Here is a 22,137-nt window from a genome sequence, read left to right as displayed (position 1 = left end):
CACTATTTGGCCATTTCATAGTAAGAGTGCTTTCGTGGCAAAACACGAACCCCGTTTATAAAATTATTTTTGTTTCGCGCATCGATGTTCAGATTGCGTCCTTGAGGTAGCAACGAAGCCAGCCAAAAGATCAGAAGTAGTATCGGTGACTCCGCCTCATTTTATACATTATCGACTTCCCTGGAGCGCTTACCGTATTTGCCCTGCCAATAGAAAAAAGCCGCCCACCCAAGGAGGTGAACGGCTTTTGGCAGGCTGGTTTACGGCCGGCGTCTAGAAATTGTAGATCAAGCCAAGACGCAGATTTCGGCCAGGCTCGACCACCGCATCCTTGGTCGAAGACGTCGCCTCGCGCATCTCAACATCCCCAAGGTTGCGTACCTCCGCGAACAGGGAGACGTTCGGCGACTGCGGCAGCTTATATGAGGTGAAGATATTGACGGTCGTGTAACCGTTTGTCGGAGTCTCAAAAGTGGCAAGACGCGATTTACGCGCATCGACGGTCCGCACTTCTGCATAGGACTCCCACCCGCCGCCCTTGCTTTCCAGTCGAAGCGTCAGGGCTTGGGGCGGAATGCGAACAACCGGACCGATATCGGTGTTGCCGTGCGTGTAATCATAGGCCGCATTCAAGCTGAAGGCTTGGCCAAACGCCTCGCCAAGACGGGCATTGGCCTCGATTTCCAAGCCGTAGATGTCGGCATTGGTCTGCACATACTCGAAGATTGGCATGCCTTCGTCGTCGTTTCCGCCGGTGTCGCGAAGATCGATGAAGTTGTCGAAGTGGCTTGTATAGATATGGGCGTCAACACTGAACCGCTGGTTTTCGAACGATGCCAAATGACCGGTGAGTTCAAGACTGTAACCCACTTCGGTTTTGAAGTTCGGATTGCCGACGATGTATTGGCCAGTGGCGGCATGAGGACCGTTGGCCAGGACTTCGACATCCGCCGGCGCCCGTTCTGAGCGTGTCAGGCTCAAACCGACGAAGGTGTGTTGCGAGGGCCGATAGAAGCTGCCCAGAGAGGCCGACACCGTATTGAAATCGCGGTCGAAATTGGAGGCGCTGGAAACAATCGATGTCTGGTCAAGGCGTGCGCCGCCCTCGACACCCCACGCGCCGCTGTCATAGCGATACTGGGTGAAAACGCCCGTCTGTTTGGTCGTGGTCGAGGGCACAAAGGCTTCTTCGCCAATGGCTTCGAAGTCGCGTTTTAAAGCGTTGACGCCCACCGTCCCGCTGATCTTGCCAAGCCCGTCTCTAACTAGGGCGGCGCGAAATTCGCTACCCTTGGAGAGGAATTGCGTCCCAAGTTCTCCGCCCTCGACCTCGGCGTGATTATAGTCGGAATAGCCAGCCGAAGCGTCCAGACGATTGAAACCGCCCCAGTTCAGGTTAAGCGCGCCACGCGCGTCCCAGCGTTCCTGATGCAGATCGATGTGCACATCCTGCTCGATCGCCGTGCCGTAGGTGTAGTCGGTATTCTTGTAGCTCAGGCCAACAAACCCTTGATCACCGACATAAGAGACCCCGGCGCCGATATTGCGCATGTCCTGAGCGGAATTGGTCTGCTTGTGACGCATATCGGGTGCTTCACCTTCCGCTTCACTAAAGGACAAGAGTTGCGGCGGGACCGGCGTGGCATAGTCCTTGGTCTTGTGGTCGAAGGCGTCAAAGGTGAATATCCACGGCCCCTTCCCTACCTTGATATTGAAAGCGCCTTGCAAGCCTTGGTCCACTGTCGTGCCTTGCAAGGCCAGCGTGCCCTCGTACCCCTTGGCCGGCGCCTGAGACGGAATGCGGTCGTCTATGACATTAATCACACCGCCAATTGCGTTGCCGCCGTAAGCCAGAGCGGACGGGCCACGCAAAACTTCAATACGGCGCGCTTCTGTCGGATCGCTCGGCACCGCATGATCTTGCGACAAGGCCGAGACATCGACCATACCCATGCCGTTGTTGAGGACCAGGACACGGAAACCTTCCAGACCCCGTATAATCGGACGGCTGGCGCCGGGCGAGAAGCTGGACGAGCGGATGCCGGGCAAATAGGCCAGCATGTCGCCTAGTCCTGTGGGGGGCCTCTGGTCAATTTCATCGCGCGTCAAGATATCGACATGGGACATCAGAGCGTCTTTGGGAATCCGGTAACCGGTACCTGTAACAACAACGACCGTTGCGCCGCTTTCTGTGGCTGGAGGGACATCCTGAGCCTGCGCGCCAAATGCCGCCGCCAAAGACGATAACCCCGCCAGAAGTGCGGCTTTGGTAAGCGGGCGATTGCGAGAAGGGAAAGACATGGCGGAATCCTCAGAAAATGCTGCGTTGCCACATCTGTTATGTAATAACATACGATAGGTCAACCGCAAAATCGCCACGGAATTGCAATCCTGAAATATTTGTGTGCAATATTTTGCCCGCAATATCTCGTTCGAGAGGCCCCAGTCATCTTTGACCTTGGTAAGGCCCCTATCGCCCGCGGGTCTTTGGTGCAGGCGCCGGCGACCACTACGGGCCAAAACTACGCCCCGGCGTCATGATGCCGCACCGACACAATCTTGACTTTCTTTGCCGGCCCGTGGTCGAAACGGAATAATCGTAAATTATGGATGGCGAGTGGCGGTAGCGAAGCAAACGGATGAAAGATTGCGCGCAGAACTCAGGTTCTGGGCATGCTTTGCCGTCATGTTTGCGCTGCTGTCCCAAGCCCTGTTTCCCGTGCAGGCAACGGCAGGAACAAGACAGGGAGACTATCGTGTCTTCCTGTGTATGGATTCCCCAGGTGCGACGCCCACGGTCGATGTTGCCGCCGAAAAGCTGATCACCTCCCACGAGACGTCAAAGCGCTATCAAGGCCTTAAATGTGCAGACTGCGTACTCGCCTCGATAACCGCCGTAGCCTCGCCGGAGCAGGTGGCCATACCCGTCAGCTACCTGTTAACGGTCGTTACGCTCGCGATCGACCGTGCCCGACAGCCCGTCGGCGCCCGTGCACCGCCGCGTCCATTTTCCTGCGGCCCGCCGTCCGAAATTTAAGCCCGTTCATCGCGCACGACCGGATGTCGTGCGTTTTTCTGTGCTTTCTTTTCGGATCTTCCATGAAAACCTATTCAAAATCCCGCCAGGGTATCACTTACGCTACCCGCTGGCGCCTGATAAACTCCATTTCCATTTTATCCATCATAACCTTGTTTAGCGCCCCGTTAGTGGCGGCCGCCGATGATGCCGACCCCACCGAGGTTGTCGTGACCGGACAGCGCCCATCTGACGTTGCCCTGACAACTGGCAAGGACAAGACCGGCGATACCGGCAAGCTGTTGTCAGGTGTTGCCGGCGTTGCGGTTCAAACAGCCGGCGGCGCGTCCAGCCGCCCCGTCATTCATGGCCTTGACGACGAACGCGTCCGGATCACGGTTGACGGCATGGACCTGACCTCGGCCTGCGCCAATCATATGAATCCGGTTCTTGGCTATGTACCCGCCACCTTTGTCGATACCATTGGCGTGCAGGCAGGCATCACACCGGTCAGCAATGGTGGCGACAGCCTGGGGGGCACCATCTCGATCCGCACCGCCGCGCCCCTTTTCGCCAAATCAGGTGAGGTGCTGACCACCGGGCAAATCACCGCCGGCTACCGCAGCAACGCTGAAGCTGCTTATGGTAGTGCCACCGCGACCGTAGCGTCCGATACCTTAAGCCTACGCTTAAACGTCGCGGCAGAGGATGCATCCGACTATAAGGACGGCAACGGGGACACGGTCACCTCGACCTTTTACAAGACGCGAGATATTAGCGCGCTCGGCGCCTGGCGCCACGGCAACCATCTGTTCAGCCTCAGCATTGGCGCTCGTTCGATTCCGGGACAGGGTTTCACGAACCAACAGATGGATATGATCAAAAACACGTCCACCTTCGGCAATCTGACCTACGAAGGCACCTACGACTGGGGCAAGCTAGACGCCCAGGTTTATGGCCAGGCCGTTCACCATTTGATGAACATCGGCAAGGACAAATTGACCCTGCCCGGCACAATGATGATGCCGGACATGCCCATGAACACGCGCGGTATCGATACCGGCGCCAGCCTGCGTGCCGAAATCCCGACCGATGTCGGCACGGCCCGCTTCGGCGCCGAATACCGCCATTTCGGGCTTGACGATTGGTGGCCGCCGGTCGCCGGGACGATGATGATGGCGCCCGAAACCTTCCTGAACATCAATGGGGGCCGCCGCGACCGTACCAGCCTCTATGCCGAGCTGGAAAAGACCGACGCCGGCAAGTGGGGCTATCTGGCCGGTATCCGTACAGACCAGGTGGTGACCGATACGCACGATGTGGTCGGCTACAACATGATGTACGATCATGCGGCCATGACCTTCAATGCGGTCGAACATAAGCGCACCGACACCAACTGGGACGCCACTCTAATCGGCCGCTATTCGCCCACAGAGACGACCACGTTCGAACTGGGCCTGGCCCGCAAGTCGCGGGCCCCCAACCTTTACGAACGCTATGCCTGGGGCACCGATTGGATGTCGTCGCTGATGATCAACTGGGCCGGCGACGGCAATGCCTATACCGGCAACCAGAACCTCAAACCCGAGGTCGCGCATACACTCAGTGCGTCGGTCCTGTGGCATCAGGGGAAGGATGGCTGGACCGTCAAGCTGGCCCCCTACCTGACGCAGGTCGATGACTTCATCGACGTGCGTCTCCTGCAAAGCCTGTCCAGTGGCGACGCCGTGCTTAACCAGTTGCAATTCGTCAACGAAACCGCACGCCTTTATGGTGTTGACCTCCATGCAGAAGGCCCCCTTTGGACCTCCGCGCGCTTCGGCAATGGCCGCCTGCACGTCTCGTCGAGCTATGTCCACGGCGAAAACACGCGCGATAACACGCCGCTCTACCACATGATGCCATTCAACGCCCAGATTGAGCTGGAGCAGACGGCGGGCAACTGGACGAACGGGCTGGAGCTGGAAGCCATCAGCGACAAGACGCGCGTCGATCCGCAACGCCGTGAGCCCGAAACCAAGGCTTATGCCCTCATCAATATCCGCAGCGCATATCAGTTCAAGACGACGCGGATTTCGTTGTCGGTCAATAACCTGTTTGACACGTCATACGCCCTTCCGCTTGGCGGCGTGAGCGTCGACAACTACCTGGCTTCGAACGGAACAGCGGCCTTCGCGCCGGTGCGGGGCATGGGACGATCGATCAATCTCAGTATCGCCCGGTCATTTTGACGTGTAGGTAGGCGGCGACAGGGCGTGGCTGGAGACAACGCCCTGTCGCCGCCATTTTGCCTTCCGCTTCCATCATTTGCAACGCCGCCCATATCTTTTTGGTCGGATGCGATAGCTGCAATCGTAGACTGTCGACGGATCAGGCCGTGATATCTTCCGAGGGACGGCCGATCGAGGTGTAGGTAAAGCCGTGCCGCGCCACTTCTTCCTTGCGGTACACGTTGCGCAGGTCGACCAGGACCGGCGTCCTGACCAGAGTCCTTACCCGCTTGAGATCAATGCCGCGGAATTCATTCCATTCGGTGACGATGACAACAGCATCGGCACCCGCTACAGCGTCGTATGTGCCTTCGCAATAGGTGATCGGCGGCAGGACCGATTTAGCCTGCTCCATACCTTCCGGATCAAAGGCGCGGATCGTAGCGCCTGCCTGGGTCAGTTCCGAAACGATGGTAATCGACGGTGAATCACGCATATCGTCGGTTTCCGGCTTGAACGTCAGGCCCAGTATGGAGACGGTCTTGCCCTTGGCATCTCCGCCCAAAGCCTTAATGATCTTATCGGTCATCTTGGATTTGCGGGCGTCGTTAACAGCCACCGTGGTTTCGATAAGGGTGATGGGTGCACCGAAATCCTGAGCTGTTTTCACGAGCGCCAGGGTATCCTTGGGGAAGCACGAACCACCATAGCCAGGGCCCGCGTGCAGGAACTTGGTGCCGATACGGTTGTCTAGGCCTATGCCGCGTGCCACTTCCTGCACATTGGCGCCGACGGCTTCGCAGAGGTCAGCCATTTCGTTAATATAGGTGATCTTCATCGCCAGGAAGGCATTGGCGGCATATTTGATCAGTTCCGAGGTGCGGCGCGTGGTGAACATCAGCGGCGACTGGTTGATGAACAGCGGACGGTAGACCTCGGTCATCACCGGACGGGCGCGTTCATCTTCGATACCGACCACGATGCGGTTGGGAATCATGAAATCCTTGATCGCCGCACCTTCACGCAGGAATTCCGGATTGGAGACGACCGCGACATCAGCGTCGGGGTTGGTTTCGCGAATAATGCGCTCGACCTCGTCGCCGGTGCCAACGGGCACGGTCGACTTTGTGACGACAACGGTGAAGCCATCGACCGCCTGCGCGATGTCGCGGGCAGCGGCGTAGACATACTTCAGGTCAGCATGACCGGTTTCCTTATTCGTCGGCGTACCCACGCCGATGAAGACGACATCGGAACTGGCCACGGCGGCCTTGATGTCAGTCGTAAAGCTTAAGCGGCCGGCCTTGACGTTATCGAGGGTCATTTCCTCCAGACCCGGCTCGAAAATCGGTATAATGCCTTTTTTCAGACCTTCGATCTTCTCAGCATTGAGGTCCATGCAGATTACGTCATGGCCGAATTCGGCGAAACATACACCCGAAACCAGGCCGACATAGCCGGAACCGATCATTGTAATTTTCATCGTAAGGCCCTCTTTGCCGTAAACTATTGCATCGCACCAAAACCCGGATTTTTACCCCAAGGCAAGCGCTTTCTCCCAAAAAATGGGTTAATTGAACACTTTAGGTTACAAGTGTTAGCCCTGCCGTCGCCCTATACGGCGCCGTCATGCTTGTCCTTTCGGCGTCGGCCGAGCAACATCCGGCTTTCCAGGTGGGCCCGCAAAGCACCATAATAGGCACGCAGGAAGTTTTCATCATTGGGGACGTCTTCAGGGTTTTGAGGCTCCACCCAGCCGATACGCGTCTTGATCTTGTCGGCGACCGCCTTCATCACCGCCGGCTTGCGCTCGCGCAGGACTTGTTCGAGCACACTCAGTTCCATCTCGCCATAGGCCAGTTGTTCGGTCGTGAAGCTTATCCCTAGGCCTCGGTCGCCATCCAGGTCAGCCAGGTCATAGCTTAATGCGGCCTTTGGCATATGGACGACGCGTGTGCCCGCCAGGAAGTCGCCCAAACGGGCGTGCTGTTTGTTGAATAGCGGCAGTAGCAAAAGAGCCAATGCCCAAAGCGCAGCCAAGGCGGCAGACCCGCTCTTTTCTCCCGCCAGAAACACCCCGATCAAGGTCACGGGGAGATACAGTTCGACTTCCCGCAAGGCATTACGCGTGAAAATCGCCGCCGGTGTGAGACGTCCGCCGTCGTGGGAGATGACCCGTAGTTTCATGAGACGCTTTCCGGGCGTCGCCGCCTTCGGCCCCATCTCGAAGAAGATGAAATAGCCCGAACGGATGAAAAACATGAAGAACAGCAGCAGGATCTCGACAAAGGAACTAAGCGCCTTGTGTGTCTTGTCAAAATCGACGTGGATGGGCAGCGCGATCCAGATGATAAAAACGATGATCGGAACGAAGACAATGATCAGCATGTCGATCAGCAGCGCGCCAATCCGTTCGCCGAAGGTCGCATTGATGAACGGCAGGACCACGCCCTCAGGTGTCAGAATATCGGACGTGGTGCGACCGATTTCGCCATAGGAGGCATTGGCGACCAGATCGCGCTTTGGGGCCGCCTTGGCAGCTTTCGCGGCGCGTGCCATCAGCCCCCCTCCCCCGTCGCGGGCGCAAGGCCGGTAAAAGCATCGGCCGGCGCCTTGCGCCCGACGCCCAGGAAGTAGCAAGACCATACGGTCAGCATGACGAGGCCGATGAGGATACGCCACAGGCTGTCGGTAATGGTCTGGCGGCCAATGCCTTCGAGACAGCCCGCCACCGTCAGCATGATGGCGACACCGATCATGGCCGTACCGCTGAGCAGGCCTGCCTCAGCCAAAGCGGTCCGCCGGGTGGCGTCGCCGGGGAACATGAGGCGCCGGGCGATATGAAAGCCGCATGCCGCGGCGATGATGAGGGCGAAAAACTCCGTTGTACCGTGGATGGTCAGCCAGGCCACGAATTCGTAGCCCAGTCCCTTGGAGGCAAACAGCCAGATCATGGCGCCGGCCGTGATGCCGGTATAGAGAGTGATGGCGAAGGTCGGCAGTCCGAATATAGCCCCCATGGCGAAGGTCATGATGGCAACGCGGACATTGTGCGTCATCAGGAAGACGGCAAACGGCGACAGGGCGTGGCCTTCCGCCCCCCCCATGCTTTTGCGCAGGGACTCCACCGATGCGCCCAGATCGCGCCCTTGCGCCTGATCCGGCGGCATCAGAACATTGTACCAGTTCGAATCAAAGGCGCACAACAGCCAGCCGGCAACGCCACCCACTATGAGAACCAGGAAGGTCAACAGCATTTCACGCGCCAGCTTGCGCACCGCATTGGGCCAGGCATGGATGAAAAAGCCGCTCAATACGTCCTTCAGCCGGGTCTGCGGGCCATAGATGTAGACATAGGCCCGCACGCACAGGGCCTGCAGATAGGTGATCATGTTACGGTCGAGCGAAATCGACTGTGCCATCGACAGGGACGACATGGTAGAACGGTAAAGCACCGGCAGGTTCAGCAGTTCATCAACGGAAAAGCTGCCCAATCCCTGGCGCTCAGCCTTGTCGAGTTGACCGGACAGGGCGCGCCATTCCCCTTGGCGGGCTTCGCGAAACTTCTGGCTTTTCAGGCGCAGGGCGGGCCTGGGGGCATCGGACGGGCCGGGACGATCAACCATGGGGCATCCTCTCCTACAACCGGTCGGCGCGTTTGAGCGCCAGATATTTGCTGACGATTTCGGTCGCCATGTGCTCTGTCGGGGTTTCCAACACCTCGACGCCCTGACGGCGCAGTTGGGCGAAAACCTTTTCGCGCTGGGCCGCCAGTCGGCGGGCGAAAACGGCGCGCGTCACGTCCTCGGGCGCCACGGGCGTCTTCGCCATCAGGGTTTCGACCACCTCGTCCTTGAATGCGACGAATAGCACCAGATGCTTTTTCGACAGGCGATTGAGGCTTTCGACCATCAGGTCGGCGCTGATTTCATCGATGAAATCGGAGAACAGAATAATAAGCGACCGTCGCGCGACCTTGGCGTTGAGGTCGGCCAACGCCAAGGTATGGTTCGATTCCTCGGGTGAATCGTCCAGGGCGGACAATTGGTAAGACAGGGTATGGAAGCCGTTCGTCCCAGTGATTGGCGGGGCCGAATGATAGGGCTTCGCCGCGAAAGCAAAGGTGCGCACATTGTCCCCGACCTTGAGTGCCGTGTAGCCCAGCAAGAGACCGGCATAGATGGCGCGGTCGAGCCGTTTCAGCCCGCCCAGTGGCTCGCCCATCAGGCGGCCGGTGTCATAGGCCAGGACGATGTGGTGATTGCGTTCGGCCTGGTACTCGCGCGAAAACAGCTTCATGTGGCGCGCGGACGAGCGCCAGTCTATGCGGCGATGGTCCTGAGACGCATCGTATTCGCGCAAGGCATGGTATTCCGAGCCATTGTACAGCTGGTTCTGCACCCGCACGCCATAAATGCTATCGAGCGAAAACAGATCGGCGGCGTCTTGCTGCACGCCCTGTATATCAGGCGTCACCACGATTGAGATATTAAGAGGCAGCTTCGCCTGGACATAGACAAGACCCAGAGCACCCTGCCAGCGCAGCCAAGCGGCATCGATGCCACCTACCCCCCGGGCGTTCGCCTTGAGACTCAGGCGGCCATGGAAGGCTTCCCCGTCGCGGGCCAGCCTGCGTTCGTAGACGGAAGCCGCCAGGCGAGGATGAAGACCCAGCCGCAGTTCGATCACGGCCGGCTGACGCCATTTGGTAAACTGCACGCTGAACGGCACGTCACTGGTGCGCCCAACTCCCAGAATAGGCGGCGCCTTCAGGTCAATGACAATCCCCTGCCCCACCGGCGCGAAGACGCCATCGAGCACGGCCAGCACGAACAGCAGGACGGCCACCAGAGGGACCCAAACCCAGATACCGGGCGCGAATATGCCTACCCCGAGCGCGACGATAACGCTCAGGCCCAGCAGCACCAGCAGGCGGGGGGTGGGGTAAATGGGCATGAGTTACCGTGGGATTTCGATACGCTCGAGCAGACCCTGAAGGACGCGGTCGACGTTTTCCCCCTCGATCTCGGCCGATGGCGACAGAAGGACACGGTGACGCATGGTGGCGGGATATAGCGCCTTGATGTCGTCGGGCAGGACGTAGTCGCGACCATCAAGTACGGCACGGGCGCGGACGGCGCGGGCCAGCAATGCGCCCGCCCGCGGCGATGCCCCAACCGACAATTGCGGCGTCTCACGCGTGGCGCGGATCAGGGCCACGATGTAGTTGAGATTGGCGTCATTGAGCTTGACCGTCGACACCACCTCTATGGCTTCCTTTAGTGACGCGGCGCTCAGCACCGGCGAGACACCGGCCAGAACGGGATCCGTCGTCGCCGCATTGCCGGCACTGTCAACGATGCGCTTTTCGTCCTCGATCGACGGATACCCCAGGATATGCTTGAAGAGAAAGCGATCGAGCTGCGCTTCGGGCAGCGGATAAGTGCCTTGCTGCTCAATCGGGTTCTGGGTGGCGATAACCGTGAAATGCGGCCCCAGATCATGTTTGACACCGTCGAGCGTGACCGACCGCTCTTGCATGGCTTCCAGGAGAGCCGCCTGAGTTTTCGGCGGCGTACGGTTGATTTCGTCGGCCAGAAGGAGGTCGCAGAAAATAGGACCCTTGGTTAGGGTGAAGCTTGAGGTCTGGAAATTGAACAGGTTGGAGCCGAGCACATCGCCGGGCAGCATGTCGGGCGTGAACTGGATGCGCCCCAATTTAAGGCTCAACGACTGGCAGAACACGCGGGCCAGAAGGGTCTTGGCCGTCCCCGGCGGGCCTTCCAGGAGGACATGGCCGCCGGAAAACAAGGCCGTGAGAAGCAGATCGACCGTATCGTGCTGGCCTATAATGACCTTGCCGATTTCGGCGCGCAGGCGCGCGGCCAGGGCTTGAATATCAGGAATGAGCACGTTGTATCTCCGTCTTCCAGGCGTGCAGTTTGAGCGTGATGCCGATGAGTTGGTGCACGGTGAGGACCTTGGCCGAGCGGGCCTTGAGGTCGGTGAATGAATCGGTCGTCTTATGCGCCTGGCCAATGCGTTCAGCCAGATCGTCGGGGGCTTCGGCCAGGGGACCGGTATGGCGACCGGCGACGTAGCCGCGCTCACGAATGACGCTATCGCGAATCAGATCGGCATAGGCCGGACCGAGGCGGGTTTCTTTTAGTGTGATGGCCATCAGACGGGCCGCATTGTCCGCCAGGGTTTGCACACCGCGACCCAACGGCGCGTTCAGGGGCGCCTCGCGCGCTGGTCCGAAGCGGGCGAAGGCGGCCCACATGAGGCCAAGCCCCGCGATCAGCAGGCACAGCGGTACCCCAATGAAGGGGGGGCGCGCCAGGGCGTGAAGCAGGTCATGATCGAAGCTGATCCCGTTAAAGGTCAGGTTGAACACGATGTGGCTTTTCGCCCCCGCAGGCGTTACAGCCGGTGTCACCGCGTCAACCAGATTGAGGGCGGCGACCACCTTCTGCGGGTCGGCCAGGATGAGATTATTGAGCAGGTCGGGATCGCTGAGCAGATAGACCGGCACCTTGGGCTGGGGGCGGCCACGCGTAACGATCACCCGCGACAGCACGGGCTGGCCTTCCGGTCCGGTCAGGATGGGTTGCAGGTTGGGCCCTTCGATCGACTGAAGGGCCGTAATACGGCTGGCGGTTAGCGGAGCTTTGAATAGGGACTGTCCGGAGGCCGGTGTCAGGGTGACGGCGCGGGACACGCCTTCGTGCATGGTGGTGCGCTTGCCGGCCTTGCCCGTGGTGACAACCGCCTGCATGTCACGTTTGACGGCATAGTCCGCCTTGTCGAAGGTCACCAGGCGATCCCCACTACGCACTGTCCGTGTGAACGCGTCCTCGCTCGGGACCCTGGCGGCCGTTTTGTCGTCCGGCGCCGGTGTGTCCGTCATGGGCGCCAGTATCTTCAAAGCGTCGGATATCGTGCTCGTCCCGATCAGGCTTTGACCCATGGCCCAGCGTGGATTGAGCCGGTCGGGTCCGGCCTGCCACTTGGGCGCGACGATCAGCACCGCCCGCCCGAGCGGCGATTGCAGGACGTGGCGAGATCGCCGGGGATCGGGGATTTGAACCGCGCCATATTGCGGGTCGGCCGAGGATGTGTCGGCGCTGGCGGCCGAATCCGAGGTGGCACCATCGGCACTGGACAGCGCAGGACCGACGGAGGTTGAAGCTGAAGCTGACGCCGACGCGCTGGCCGAAGCGGTGTCCTCATCCTCGAAATTATAGGCATAGGTCAAGGTGCCACCGTCGTCATCCAACGTGATGATTTCGATGTCGGCCTTGTCCAGTAGCGGTCCGTCCTCCATCCGATTGACCGTGACGGTGTGTCCCCTCGCCTCCAGCAGCCGTCGCAGGCCGGAAAACCCTTGGGCGGACACGGCGGTGATATTGGCCGACTGTCCACCTTTCGGCTCCGCGTTGACGTCCAACAGGGCAATCGCCGCCATAGCGAACAGGCCGAGGCACAGGAAGGCCGCAATCGCGGGCAGCCAGCCCGATGCCTTGCCCAGACGCTCGCCCAGTGTCTTCTTCACCGCCGTCATGCGATCCCCTCCGCGGCCAGGAAGGCGACATAGGCCGCGCGGCAGGCGTCGAAACCAGCCTTGCCGACCGGGATGCCCGCGAAATAGCTTTGTTCCACCCATCGCACGATTTCAGCGAAGGCCGGACGGGCGGCTTCCGGCAGGAGGGAATGGGTGAGAATGTCGCGGGCGGAATAATGTTTGCGCACCAGATCGCGACGGAAATTATTGATATCGGCGACCGAGCGGACGAGGAGAAGGTGAACGGCCTCGTCATACGCACCTTTTTCGGCCAGGGCATCGATATCAGCCAGGAGCGCCACGACGGCGTCTTTCGTGGGGCGCCACGGCGTTTCGCCACGCAAGTGATCGCGGGCAAACAAGCGCTGGAACCGTGACGTGATCAGCAGCCGCACCACCGGCGACAAAAGCAGCGCCAGCAGGGCAATGGCCAAGGCGCCCAATATCCACGGCATGAACGGTCCGAGGGGTTTGAACAGGTGCGCCAGGTTTTGGAAAAATTCACCCACCGCATCGGCGACTTTTTTCCAGAATTTCAGCGCTTCCAGATCCGGTTTGGGCGCCGCAGTGAAGGCCGTTTGCAAATCATGCCGGGAATTGACCTCGGCAATCAGCTTTTGCGCCTCCTCAGAGGTCAAGGGCGCATTCGGGTCAACCTTGCCCGCAGAGTGCGCAGCCAGTGGCAAGGTGCTTGCGGCGGCCCCTGTCTGCGTCAAATGCGTACACCCCCAAAATTGCCGGCCGGTGGATGCCCCCACATCCACACACCGCTCGATCTTAAGCGGTGCTTGTCGGACCTTAGGGTGCAAAACACACTATGGTCAAGTGTGTAAGCATATGTCACCGCTCACGACCGCCGGTGTCGGCGCCGACGGCTCAATAAGTCCGGCCAGCCTTAGGTCATTCCACAGACCGGATGGAATTTGGGTGCGATAATAGGCCAGGTTCGAGGTGACGGTGTCTGGCCTGCCCATGCCCGGAATAACGCTGACCACGACGGGGTGCGCCAGCGGGAATTGTAAAGCGGCGGCAGCCATTGGCACCCGATGCGCGCGGCAAATGTCTTCAATCCGGGCAACACGTGCAACGATTTCAGCCGGCGCGGGGCCATAGTCATAATTTGCGGGCCCGTTTCCAACGCCTTTGATCAAGATGCCTGAGTTATAGGGCCCACCCAGCACGATGGAGACATTGCGCGAGACGCACCGCGGCAAGAGGCTGTTTGCGGGCGCCTGTTCTAGAAGCGTGTAGCGGCCAGCCAGCAGGACAACGTCGATGTCTGCATGATCCAGCACCTCGTGGCAGACGGCCTCTTCGTTCACCCCCAGTCCGATCGCCCTCACCCGCCCGGCTGCCTTCAACGCGTGCATCGCCTTCAAGCCGCCGTCGATAAACTCACGGAAATGGCGGGGCGCCTCATCACCGTGCGTGAGTGCACCGATATCGTGGGCATATATTATGTCCACCCGATCCCGCTTCAACCGCGCAAGACTGGCGTCAAAGGCGCGCATGACACCGTCATAGCTGTAGTCGAAGTACTCCTCAAATGGATCTGCATCCATAAAGCCGTGGCGCAAGGTCCCCACCGGCGGGCGGGCAATTGGTGTGAGACGCCTGCCCACCTTCGTAGAGATCACCACGTCGTCTGGCAGGAACGTTCCAAGGCGTCGTTCGCTGAGGCCGTGGCCGTATCGGGGAGCGGTGTCGAAATAGCGAATCCCCAGGTCCAGGGCACATTGCACCGTCGCCGCCGCGTCATCATCAGACACAGCCCGATAGAGATTGCCTATTCCGCCACCGCCGAAGCCGATTTCCGATACGGTGGCATTGGTCAATCCAATCCGATTGGCGGGGATATGTGTCATTGCCCCGCCTCCGATACCTCATCGATCGATCCCGACGGAACACCGGCTTTACGGGCGTAAATCGCTATCACGGCAAAGCAAACCACCGGCAACACGAACGCATATTGCAGGTGACCGGTAGTCTGACCCAGCCATCCCATTGCGGGCGGGAAAACAGCCCCGCCGATAATCGCCATGATTATGTAGGAGGCGCCAATCGAGGTCTTGGGCCCCAGTCCCTTGATGCCGGTTGCAAAAATGGTCGGGAACATGATCGACATAAAGAAGCTCGTCAGCCCCAGCGCGATGACCGCTACTATTCCAGGCGACACGGTGACAGCGAGACAGAGCCCGATATTGAACAGCGCATAGACAAGCAGCATGCGTGTCGGGCTGATGCGAGTCATGAGCGCGGTCCCAATGAAGCGCCCGATCATGAACAGGGCCAGGCTGGCCGACAGCATGAAGGCGGCCTGTTTTTCAGAAAACTGAGGTGTCATTTCCTTGACGAAATCGACAAAGAAACTCCAAATTCCCACCTGCGCGCCAACATAGAAGAACTGAGCGATAACGGCGCCAAGCAGGTTGGTCTTGCCCGGCGCGGCGATGTCGCCGCTTGCATGATCACTTTGCGACACCTTGGGCAGCTTGACGAAGGCAATTGCCAGGGCAAGTGTTATAACGACTGCGGCCAGCACAAGGTAAGGGACTTGAACCATCCGGGCTTCGCTGACGCGGAAGGCCAAAACCTCGGCGGCAGTCATGGTTTTCAAGGTGTCATGGCTATGCTCGACACCGGAAAATATGAATAGGCCACCCAGGATCGGCGCAAGTACGCCGCCAAAGCCGTTAAAGGCCTGCGCCAGGTTCAGCCGTTGCGAGGCACGCCCCGGATCACCAAACGCTACGATGTACGGATTGGCGGCCGTTTCCAGGAAAGCCGCGCCGGAGGCCAGGACGAACAGGGCGGCCAGGAAAACACTGTATTCGCGCACCATAGCCGCCGGAAAGAACAGCAAGGCACCGCAGGCATAAAGCGTGAGGCCTGCCAATATGCCCGCCCGATAACCAAATCGCTTCATCAGGAATCCGGCAGGCAGGGCCATCAGAAAATAGGCCAGATAGAAGGCAAACTGGATCAAACCCGCCTGCGCGCGGGTCAGGTCGAGGGCTTTCTGAAACTGTCGAATAAGGATGTCGTTGAAATTGTTGGCGATCGCCCACAAGAAAAACAACGACGTCACCAAGACAAACCCGGCGGTGTAACCGCGGGTGATAAAACTGCCCGTCACTGGGCCAGTCCGCCCGGATTGACCGGACGAGCCTGATAGATCCACCATTTTGTCCTCCTGTATGTGCGGCTTTGCCGCTTATTTTTTTGTGATCAGAATGTGGCGATCGCCTTTAGTACCGAACCCTGGTTTGCGATGAGGTCCTTGATCATGGTCGGTGTATCCATGAGATCAAAATTGTGGGTTCGCAGCATGTCGCTGGGGATCGCGCCGGAGCGCAGATTCTCGATCACATATTCGAAATCCTCACGCGTCGCGTTGCGGCTGCCCAAAAGGGTTGTTTCCCGCTTATGGAATTCAGGATCCGAGAACGCTATGGTGTCCTTCACGACGCTGACCAGGACGTACCGGCCGCCATGCGCAACATAGGAAAAGCCCTTCTCGATAGCCTTGCCGTTGCCGGTTGCGTCGAACACGACGTCAAAATATTCACCGTCCGAACGGGCTTCGAGAAACGCTTGTAGTTCCTCCCCCACCTGTTTCACGTGCTCGATACCGACCTTGTCACGCGCATAGGCCAGGCGTTCCTGACTGGTGTCGATCAATGTAACCGCTGCCCCGGCGAAGGTGCAAAACAACGCAACGCCGACGCCGATAGGTCCGGCGCCGACAACCAGCGCCCTGTCCGCCTTCGTCACCTGACCGCGCCGCACAGCGTGCGCGCCAACGGACAGGAACTCCACCATAGCCGCCTGATCGGGTGACAGACCATCAACCGCGATCACGGCATGGGCTGGAACGCAGATAAATTCGGTCATGCCGCCATCGACATGAACACCGAGAACCTTGATGTTGACGCAGCAGTTTGGCTTTTGCTTACGGCAGGCGACGCAAGTGCCACATGGGATATAGGGATTTATGGTAACAAGCTGCCCGATCTGAAGCGGTGCCCCCGCATCGACCTCGGCAACCTCTCCAGCCAGTTCATGCCCCATGACGCGTGGGTAGGCCAGAAACGGCTGATTGCCCGAAAAGATATGGTAGTCCGTACCACACAGTCCGACACGCCGAATACGGATCATCACCTCACCGGGCTTGCGGACTGGCGCGGGCCTGTCTTCAATGCCTATAGAAAACGGTTTGTCGCAGACGATGGCTTTCATAGAGAGTCACTTCAGAATTAGGAATTAAATATCATCTGTGGCAATGACTATCATATATAACACTTTACACGCAAGCCAGATTGGGCAGACGGCCAAATATGTAAGTACGGTGGTTGAAGCCGTCATAAATGTGCGCCGGCATTCCCCGCCAGTGTTTCGGTGACTTCTTTTATGGTCAGACGTAGCGCCGGCCCTTGATGTAAAAGAAAAGCAATAAACAACTGTCCAATACTACGCTTAACCTGAATCGGCGGCCCGGGGACTGCTTGGTCAATCCATACCAAGTTAACCACTTACCTTATTAGCAAATTCATGAATTGATACTATCCCGATGAACTTGCGCTTTGTCGACTTAGTAGTAATAGGTGTTTGCGATGGGGCTATCGCGTTTTTACTCCCGCTTAAGCACCTATCTGACAGGCGCTGAACCATCAGGCACGAACGTGTCGATGAAAAACAGCACAGTTGCAAATGCCTTTGCTGCGGCGATGCGCACCAGCATGTGTTACTTCCTCGTCTTTGCTGCTTTCTATTTTCTGATTAATACACTTTTTTACCGTGTAGAGGGCGACCCCGGTTTCGTTCCGGCGGTCTCCTTGATTACCCTGTTCATGTGCGTGGCCTTCTGGGCATACAACCGCCAGCGCGCATCGGCCGTCCGTTTGGAAATCACCGGCCATGTCGTAGGCTTTTCGTTTATAGGGAACGCGCTTCTCGATATCTTTGCCGGGTATCAGCCGATCAAGCTGATGTATCTGGTGTTGCTGGTCCCAGCCTTCGCTGTGTCTGGTGTACGTCCCCGCGTCGTCTACACAACCTCGCTGGCTTCGATCTCCGGGCTTCTCGCGGCGGCCTACTGGCTTGATCCGGGTCAGTTCTTAAACTGCTGCTGGGTTTCGTTCACCAGCCTGGTTATTGCTGTCGGTTTGTCGCGAGTAACACGATCGGCTATGCTGCGAGCTGTCAAAGCCAAAATCGACTCAGACCTTAACCGCGATCAGGCTATGTCGCTCGCCACCTATGATACCCTGACAGGTCTTCCAAATCGGCGGGCATTCCTCAAGGCCCTGGACAAGCACTTGTCCCACGACGCCACCTTCTATCTGGGCCTCGTTGATCTGGACGGGTTCAAGCCGATCAATGACATCTACGGACACAACGCTGGCGACCAAGTTCTCATCGAAGTCGCCAGACGCCTGAGCTTGGCCTGCGGCGAGGCGTCAACCGTCGCCCGTCTGGGCGGCGACGAGTTCGCGGTTATCCTGCCCGGACTAGACGAGGCCGGGTTAAGGACACTGGGTGACGCCATTTGTGCCGCTTTGGCCGAGCCTTACACGCTGAATAACGAAACCGCCTACCTGTCGGCATCGGCGGGCTTCACCGAACGGAGCTCTGGCGAGCGCAATACCTCCAAGCTTCTGGAGCGGTCAGATTACGCTCTCTATGAAGCCAAGGAGCGCAGTCGCGGGATCGCCGTGTTGTTTGACCGCGGCCACGAAGAACTCATCCGATCGACGAAGGCTGTCGAGCAAGCGCTGCGCGGCATTGACCGCGAGAGAGAACTCACCCTCGCCTTCCAGCCGCAATACGACCTAAACAAAAACTGCATCGTTGGATTCGAAGCCCTGGCGCGGTGGCATAGCGACAAACTGGGGCGAGTGGCGCCAGATGTGTTCATTCGCGCAGCCGAGCGGTCCGGCTTGATTACAAGCCTGACACCTACCCTGCTGGAGAAAGCCCTGCGGGTCGCTGTCACCTGGCCAGACAATATCCGGATATGTTTCAACCTGTCGGCGCGCGACCTGCTGTCGCCAAAGTCCGTCGATAGAATACTAGAGGTCGTTGGGGCATCCGGCGTTGCGGCGCACCGGATTGAGCTAGAAATCACTGAGACCGCGATGCTCACCGATTTTACCCAAGCCCTGAGAGCAACCACTCGGCTCAACAGTATCGGCTGCCGTATCGCGCTGGACGATTTTGGCTCCGGGTACACCAACTTCAGCTACTTGAACCGCATCAAGGTCGACACGGTAAAAATCGACCGCTCATTTGTTTTGGCGCTTGGTCGCAATACGCATGCCAAAAAAATCATCAAGTCGATGATAGAGCTCGCCAGCAATCTGGGCATGGAACACGTCGTGGAAGGCGTGGAAACCAACGAAGAACTCAGCGAGGTCAAATCGGTTGGCGCCACAATGATTCAAGGCTTTATATTTGGAAAACCGATGCCAGCGGAGGACATTGCTGCCTATCTATCAGAGCGTACCCCCCAGAAATGCGAGTCCCTGGCCCCGAAGCGTCTCCAAGACCTTGTGTCCGATATGGCCGGTTAGGACAGGCGGCGGTCTAATATATCTAAAGCTGCAACCGATCATCCCGCGTCAAAGCCCCCTCCCCCCTCAAGTCCTTGATGGCGCGCGCCAAAACCGCATCCCGCCCCCCAGCGATATCCTCAATCGTCGAGGAAACAAAAACGTCGGGTAAGAGTCCGGTGTCCGGTTGCGGCGTTTTGGGGTATTGACCGATCAATGGCAGATCGACCTCCAATCCTGAGTTCTTCAGGCGCAGAAAAAAGAAACAGCCCCCATTTATACCGCGCCGATTTCCACCGGTAGGCTCGCCGTAGATAGACGCCAGCTTCAAATCGCGCATGACCTGGATAAACTGAAAGGTGGCGGAGCTATTTTGTGCGCTGCTCAGCACGATGACCTTGCCCTTGAACCGCGGCCCTTTGGGCTGGATCGGCTGTATTGCGTCACTGTCCTCAGCCAGGGCGAAATAACCGTTTCCGAGATATGTCCCGCCTTCGCCCAGATGGTGGAAGCTGCGGTCCCAAGTATCCAGACAGGGCCGCAAGTCCTCCGGAGTCGAGCGGAAGCGAACCAGCCGATCAATATCAGCAGCCGGTGATACCGGTTGGTCGATCAGGTGGGCCAGGATTTCACGGCCGCAGTCCAGACCGCCTTCGTTTTCCCGGATGTCGATAATCAGTCCCGTGACAGATGTCTCAGCAATCTTCTGGAACATGTCTGCAATTTTTGCCCGCCAATCCCACTTGGTGTCGTAAAGCGCCCAGCCGGGCATTTTGATGACGGCAACGCCAAGCACCGGGAATGAGAGCGTCCAATAGTCGGGGCTATCACGTGTTGTTTTTTGCGGTGATGCCTTCAGGCGTGCGGCGCGGTCGATGGGTTCGACGCGCAGAGTTCGAACGCCACCGTCCGGACGCATGCGGACAGTCAGCGCACGTGTGGAGCGGCTAGGCGGATAGAGCAGGCTATGGAAAATATCGAAGGTTTCGAAGGCATCGGCGCCCTGTACATCCAGCAGTTTACGTCGCTTTGCGTCGTTTGCGCCGTCAGCTCTCAGGTAGGGCATCAGTTTGCTTTGAATGTCGGCGACGGGGACACCGTCGATCGACAGGATTTCGCTGCCTCGGACTATTCCATCGACACCGAGCGGATTGTCCGTCACGACCATACGCGCGCCTGTCCAGGTGAAGAAGAACGGTAGCCGTGTCCTGCGCTCAAAAAGCTGGGCTGCGACACCATCCGACTGATTGTAGAAATTGCCGTAGGTGTGTCCGCATTTGATCGCCGCTGTCAGCCGGGCGATGTGCAAATATTGCGTATCCAAGGAGGCCTTCGCCTCAAGCGCCTTCGCTAACGCGTCCAGCCTCGCATTGAATTGCGCCGGCGTCTGGTAGCGATAAAGACCGGGATGCAGAAGGGTGTAGGCTCGCCGCAGGGTGGGCAGGTCAGCGCGCAAAGCGGCCGGATCTACCTCCCCCGCAAGGGCGGGCAAGGCTGGGCTAACCCCTAGCGCTGCCATACCGGCTAACCAGGCCCGACGATTAATGTTGTGCATGTCATACCTCCTGACGCCCGGCCACACACCGCAAATCCGGAGGATTGTCGCCTCATTCGCCGCCTAAATGCGCGATTGGCGGAATATGAGACGCTCTGGCCTTGTAGGCGGAGGGCGTCATTCCCGTGACGGCTTTGAAAGCACGATTGAAATTGGCCTTGGAGGCAAAGCCTACCTCCGTCGCCAAGGTAAGCAAGTCGCTGTTTGATCCCGCATCCAACCCACGGGCAACCGCCCGCACCCGATAGGCATTGATGAAATGGCTGAACGTTTCTCCCAATCCCTCCTTCAGGCCACGCGACAGGGTGCGCTCAGACACGGCCAGACGTTTGGCCAGACCGGCCAATGACAGATCTTCCTCCCGCCACCATCCCTCTGCCTCAATACGGACGCGCCAGTCTCTCACCAGAGCCGTGTAGTCTGTTCGCGGTGCCGGCTCAGGCGTCGTGCAGGCATGTGGCCAGTTCAAACCGCTGTAGCGCCATCCCATGAGTCCCAGGATATAGACGAGCAGGCAAAACGCGATCATCACGGGAAAGCGTTGGAAATAATCGAGGGGATGAACCCACCAATGCCACGCGGAAAATCCGACAGCCGTCAGCCAATACAGCCCGATAGTGCCTAATATGGCACCAAGCCAGGCGGTGCGTGGCCGCGCGTCTCCGAACCGTTGGACCAGCCACGCGCTATAGGCGAGGTAGGCACGACCTGACAGAGCCAGGTAGATGCCCAATTGAATGAAATAAAATCCCTGCACGCAGGGGGCGACCATATGTCGGTCCGCTCCCGTAAACCAAGCCCACTTTTCAGACATGGGCAACGCGAAACACACCACCTGATATGCCAAATGCGCACCCAACGGCGCAAAATGATAACCGAGGCCGTTTGGACGAATACCCGTCGTCAGGCAAACAACATAGATCCAAAGCAAGGGGCCGAACGAGAGTGACCAATCGAGCGGGCAAAAGGTGAGCCATGGCCATCTGTCATAGGCGCCAGCGTAGCCAATAATGTAGACGAGTACGCTCAGCAGAACCGCGCCCAGAAGCATTGACAGCGCAGCATTGGCGAAACGGTTGTGGCGACTCCGCAGGATGAGCGCCGCCAAGACCGCGCCGTTTGCCGCGCCGATAGAGAGAATTACAGAATAGAGAGTCATCGCACCCATCCGTGACGCCGCTTACGGATTATAGACCCACACCTAACCCCACGCGTCAAATTCTGAAATTCGGACGGACCGT

At 58.6% G+C, this 22,137-nt stretch carries 16 protein-coding genes; 3 read left to right on the top strand and 13 right to left on the bottom strand.

Features of this window, described 5'->3' with window-relative positions; all coding sequences use genetic code 11:
- Positions 1–273: 273 nt before the first annotated feature.
- Positions 274–2,301 carry a TonB-dependent receptor gene (locus tag AEAC466_RS40075; protein ID WP_023459591.1) on the bottom strand — a complete coding sequence of 676 codons (2,028 nt, stop codon included), beginning with the start codon at positions 2,299–2,301 and terminating at the stop codon, positions 274–276.
- Between the two features lie 385 nt (positions 2,302–2,686).
- On the opposite strand from AEAC466_RS40075, the gene AEAC466_RS40070 reads away from it, so the two are divergent.
- Together AEAC466_RS40070 and AEAC466_RS40065 are read left to right on the top strand one after the other, a co-directional pair.
- Positions 2,687–3,037, top strand: a complete 351-nt coding sequence (locus AEAC466_RS40070) for a hypothetical protein (protein ID WP_023459590.1) — start codon at positions 2,687–2,689, stop codon at positions 3,035–3,037.
- Positions 3,038–3,099: 62 nt separating this feature from the next.
- Positions 3,100–5,247, top strand: a complete 2,148-nt coding sequence (locus AEAC466_RS40065; RefSeq protein ID WP_162148970.1) for a TonB-dependent receptor — start codon at positions 3,100–3,102, stop codon at positions 5,245–5,247.
- 139 nt (positions 5,248–5,386) lie between these two features.
- On the opposite strand, the gene AEAC466_RS40060 is transcribed toward AEAC466_RS40065, so the two are convergent.
- The 10 genes from AEAC466_RS40060 to AEAC466_RS40015 all read right to left on the bottom strand — a co-directional run bounded on the left by AEAC466_RS40060 (position 5,387) and on the right by AEAC466_RS40015 (position 17,029).
- The gene (locus AEAC466_RS40060; RefSeq protein ID WP_031239344.1) at positions 5,387–6,709 is read right to left on the bottom strand and encodes a UDP-glucose dehydrogenase family protein; all 1,323 of its coding nucleotides are present in this window, start codon (positions 6,707–6,709) and stop codon (positions 5,387–5,389) included.
- A 131-nt stretch (positions 6,710–6,840) separates the two neighbouring features.
- Positions 6,841–7,785, bottom strand: coding sequence for an RDD family protein (locus AEAC466_RS40055; RefSeq protein WP_023459587.1), 945 nt, complete (start codon positions 7,783–7,785; stop codon positions 6,841–6,843).
- Entirely contained in the window at positions 7,785–8,852 is a 1,068-nt protein-coding gene (locus AEAC466_RS40050; RefSeq protein ID WP_023459586.1) for a stage II sporulation protein M, read from the bottom strand. The genes AEAC466_RS40055 and AEAC466_RS40050 overlap by 1 nt, the downstream gene beginning before the upstream one ends.
- Before the next feature lie 13 nt (positions 8,853–8,865).
- A complete protein-coding gene (locus AEAC466_RS40045) occupies positions 8,866–10,182 on the bottom strand; it encodes a DUF58 domain-containing protein (RefSeq protein ID WP_023459585.1) in 1,317 nt (438 codons plus the stop codon).
- Positions 10,183–10,185: 3 nt separating this feature from the next.
- Positions 10,186–11,139, bottom strand: a complete 954-nt coding sequence (locus AEAC466_RS40040; protein ID WP_023459584.1) for an AAA family ATPase — start codon at positions 11,137–11,139, stop codon at positions 10,186–10,188.
- On the bottom strand, positions 11,126–12,790 hold the full coding sequence (locus AEAC466_RS40035) for a hypothetical protein (RefSeq protein WP_023459583.1): 1,665 nt from the start codon (positions 12,788–12,790) through the stop codon (positions 11,126–11,128). Before AEAC466_RS40035 ends, AEAC466_RS40040 begins: the two co-directional genes overlap by 14 nt.
- Complete coding sequence (locus AEAC466_RS40030; protein ID WP_023459582.1) at positions 12,787–13,506, bottom strand: hypothetical protein; 720 nt, start codon at positions 13,504–13,506, stop codon at positions 12,787–12,789. The genes AEAC466_RS40035 and AEAC466_RS40030 overlap by 4 nt, the downstream gene beginning before the upstream one ends.
- Before the next feature lie 105 nt (positions 13,507–13,611).
- On the bottom strand, positions 13,612–14,655 hold the full coding sequence (locus AEAC466_RS40025; RefSeq protein ID WP_023459581.1) for an aldo/keto reductase: 1,044 nt from the start codon (positions 14,653–14,655) through the stop codon (positions 13,612–13,614).
- Positions 14,652–15,974, bottom strand: a complete 1,323-nt coding sequence (gene fucP, locus AEAC466_RS40020) for an L-fucose:H+ symporter permease (protein ID WP_081714711.1) — start codon at positions 15,972–15,974, stop codon at positions 14,652–14,654. Before fucP ends, AEAC466_RS40025 begins: the two co-directional genes overlap by 4 nt.
- A gap of 44 nt (positions 15,975–16,018) precedes the next feature.
- Complete coding sequence (locus AEAC466_RS40015; RefSeq protein ID WP_023459579.1) at positions 16,019–17,029, bottom strand: zinc-binding alcohol dehydrogenase family protein; 1,011 nt, start codon at positions 17,027–17,029, stop codon at positions 16,019–16,021.
- A 449-nt stretch (positions 17,030–17,478) separates the two neighbouring features.
- On the opposite strand from AEAC466_RS40015, the gene AEAC466_RS0122765 reads away from it, so the two are divergent.
- Positions 17,479–19,362 carry a putative bifunctional diguanylate cyclase/phosphodiesterase gene (locus AEAC466_RS0122765; protein ID WP_023459578.1) on the top strand — a complete coding sequence of 628 codons (1,884 nt, stop codon included), beginning with the start codon at positions 17,479–17,481 and terminating at the stop codon, positions 19,360–19,362.
- A 22-nt stretch (positions 19,363–19,384) separates the two neighbouring features.
- Here AEAC466_RS0122765 and AEAC466_RS40010 read toward each other — a convergent pair whose 3' ends face one another.
- Together AEAC466_RS40010 and AEAC466_RS40005 are read right to left on the bottom strand one after the other, a co-directional pair.
- Positions 19,385–20,896 carry a S41 family peptidase gene (locus AEAC466_RS40010; RefSeq protein ID WP_023459577.1) on the bottom strand — a complete coding sequence of 504 codons (1,512 nt, stop codon included), beginning with the start codon at positions 20,894–20,896 and terminating at the stop codon, positions 19,385–19,387.
- Between the two features lie 52 nt (positions 20,897–20,948).
- Positions 20,949–22,055: an AraC family transcriptional regulator gene (locus tag AEAC466_RS40005; RefSeq protein WP_162148969.1), complete on the bottom strand. Its 1,107-nt coding sequence runs from the start codon at positions 22,053–22,055 to the stop codon at positions 20,949–20,951.
- Positions 22,056–22,137: the final 82 nt, after the last annotated feature.

This window comes from Asticcacaulis sp. AC466, from assembly GCF_000495815.1.
Classification (GTDB): Bacteria; Pseudomonadota; Alphaproteobacteria; order Caulobacterales; family Caulobacteraceae; genus Asticcacaulis.
Note: the sequence above shows the minus strand (reverse complement) of the source record. Positions and strands in the feature narration are given on the sequence as shown.